Consider the following 2,578-nt stretch of genomic DNA (forward strand, 5'->3'; position numbering starts at 1 on the left):
GGTTTTGGCTATCGAAATGAAAACCGTTTATTTCTTCGTTTACGTTTAGAAATAGGTCACTGATTTTGTCACCCACGGCTTTTGGTGAAGAACCACATATAAGGAAATAATAAAAATTTATGGGCGTGTGAAAATAGGTAAGGTAGAGTACAAAATAAACAATTTGGGGTATCGTGCATTTGTCAACGTTTTTCTAATCGGATATTGATAATTCCCTTTTTACTGTAATCTACGTCAATAATACGATAGGTTGTATCATAAATTTTTACATCGCCATATGTATTTTCATTCAATTTAAAATTTTTACGGCTTGCGTCACTGTCCCTAACTGTAATCTGATAAATAGGTTTAGTTAGATTAATGCTATCATTGGTTGTATACGTCATGTCTTTATATCGTAAAATACATGGTATCTCCCCAACTTTTACTTGTTGTTCTTCGTAAACGGGTCTACCTAAAGAATCTTTGCCTATTAAAACTTTTTCTGTTTTCCATTCTACAATTGAATAGTTGCAATACTCTAAGGTTCCCTTGTATTTACCACCACGCATTGTTAAAACGTCTGATGTAACCATATAGACGTTGTTAGGATTATTGATAGTTGTATAGTCACCACAATTAAACGCTTCTAAGGAATGAATGTGATATGTAGAATTAGGACTAAATGTAGCATTAGAAATTACTGCATTGATCGTAAATGGATTTTTCTCATTAATGTTAAAATGGTACGGTGATTGGATTACTTTTAACGTATCTTTAATTAATTTATCATCTAATAACTTCATATAATCACCTCACTAATTGTACAAAAGGAATGTACTGCTACTATTATTGCCTACTTTAATCTGTCTAATCTTATTGTCTAGTTGATCTATACGCTTCATAATATTGTCGCTAAACTCACTGACCGTCATATCATCCAGTTTTATTGCCTTCATCATTGTAGGGTTATTAGCCAGTCCTTCTAACACTGATAGAGCAGTAGCATAGATACCTTTCAAGTTAGTTGTATCATTTGTATTATATGTATCAGTTGCTTGTAGTCCGTTCTCTGCAAGGTATATAGATAGTTGTGTATCATCTAACTCAATGCCTTGTATGTCGTATTTTAATCGTTGTAAATTAGTAATATTCATTCAATCATCCTTTCTAATTGTTAAGTTTTATTCATCAATTTATACTGCATAAAAGTAGGTAAATTATGAGTAGTAAGCAAATACGCTATAAACGTTGATATATCAACTACTTCCCATAACCTATCTTATGTAAACTAAACCTAACTTTCACACCACAAACCCTTGATACCACTGCATTCACACTACTTCTCCATAGTTATATTTAACGGTGATGTAGTCGTTACCTCTATTGTATATTGATGAATAAATATAAACGTTTACTTACTATTACGTTCAATAATAGTTACTCTATCATCCAATGAGTTTAAACCTTGTTCTAATGACACAAGAGATTTTTCCACTTGTACCAATGATTGTGCTGTTTTACGCTGTATCTCGTTACTCTCTGCTAAATGTTCCATTAGTTTGTTTTCACGTTCTTTTGATTCTACTCTATATTCATCATGTAAGTTAGTTAGTCGTTCTTCTTGCTTATCGTTCTGTTCATACACTCTTTTAAGAATGAAGCCGACTAATACGATACAGCATACTGCCCATACAGCTTGACTTTGTGCTACTTCTATTAATTGGTCTAATGTCATATTTATCTATCATCCTTCACTATTAATATAATTGGTAGTGTAGTGGGGGGCGTACCATATATAACAGGGTGTGAGAAATGTAGCATATTCACTATAAAGCATATTCCCTTGTCACTACTACATTTTAACTCAACTCGTACACACCTATTTCCCACTTTTCTATACTACGCTTCTATGTTATTCTGTGTTATTCATTTATAACTAAACTGTACCAACTGTATCATTACTATTATGTACATCATACTCTACACCTTTTAAACGACTCATCTCTCTCATCTTGTCATTAACGTATGGACTCTGTTCGATAATTGTTTCTAATGATATAGCGTTCATATCGAATTGTGTTTTCATATTTTCTAAAATTTCCTTATGGTTACTTGGAGTATTGTATACAAAATTAAACTCAAGTGACACCATCTCATCATCTGTAATATGTATACCTTTATATTTCAATAAACGCTGCACCTTCTCCCACCGTTGATAGAAGCCTTCTCTTAAGTAAGTTTCGTTTACACCTGCTTGTGTATCCGCTAAACTAAATAAAAGTTTAATACTGACCTCTGACAAGTTACTAATATCCGTCTTATTCATTGATACGGCAGGAGTTGACGATACATCAAGTAAGGTTTGCATAAGCGTCTTATATACTAAATCAAATGACTTACTATCTAATGATCCATTTACAAGTTTGAAATCACTACCATCATCCAATGTTAATCCTGTTCCAACAATTTCAGAAGGAATAGATGCATTAGTAAGTTGTTGACCTGTTACGACTGGAATTGGATTAATAAACTTATACATGCTATCAATATACTTACTAAGCACATCTTCCATATTATCTAGAATGTTTTGATAGTC

4 protein-coding genes are annotated in these 2,578 nt (G+C 32.5%); all 4 read right to left on the reverse strand.

Annotated features, from left to right (window positions below):
* Positions 1-182: 182 nt before the first annotated feature.
* Positions 183-785, reverse strand: a complete 603-nt coding sequence (locus tag ACIQVU_RS20145; RefSeq protein ID WP_402897018.1) for a hypothetical protein — start codon at positions 783-785, stop codon at positions 183-185.
* Between the two features lie 12 nt (positions 786-797).
* A complete protein-coding gene (locus ACIQVU_RS20150; RefSeq protein WP_402897020.1) occupies positions 798-1,136 on the reverse strand; it encodes a hypothetical protein in 339 nt (112 codons plus the stop codon).
* A gap of 257 nt (positions 1,137-1,393) precedes the next feature.
* Positions 1,394-1,717: a BhlA/UviB family holin-like peptide gene (locus ACIQVU_RS20155; protein ID WP_402897022.1), complete on the reverse strand. Its 324-nt coding sequence runs from the start codon at positions 1,715-1,717 to the stop codon at positions 1,394-1,396.
* Between the two features lie 201 nt (positions 1,718-1,918).
* Positions 1,919-2,578 (reverse strand): phage portal protein (locus ACIQVU_RS20160; RefSeq protein WP_402897024.1); only part of this gene is annotated, 660 nt, incomplete at its 5' end.

It is taken from the genome of Lysinibacillus sp. NPDC098008 (assembly GCF_044760715.1).
In the GTDB taxonomy this organism is placed as follows: Bacteria; Bacillota; Bacilli; order Bacillales_A; family Planococcaceae; genus Lysinibacillus.

Bases quoted from the DNA above. Each gene is read 5' to 3' on its own strand.
- ACIQVU_RS20150 (WP_402897020.1), bottom strand. From the start codon at position 1,136: ATGAATATTACTAATTTACAACGATTAAAATACGACATACAAGGCATT.
- ACIQVU_RS20145 (WP_402897018.1), bottom strand. From the start codon at position 785: ATGAAGTTATTAGATGATAAATTAATTAAAGATACGTTAAAAGTAATC.
- ACIQVU_RS20155 (WP_402897022.1), bottom strand. From the start codon at position 1,717: ATGACATTAGACCAATTAATAGAAGTAGCACAAAGTCAAGCTGTATGG.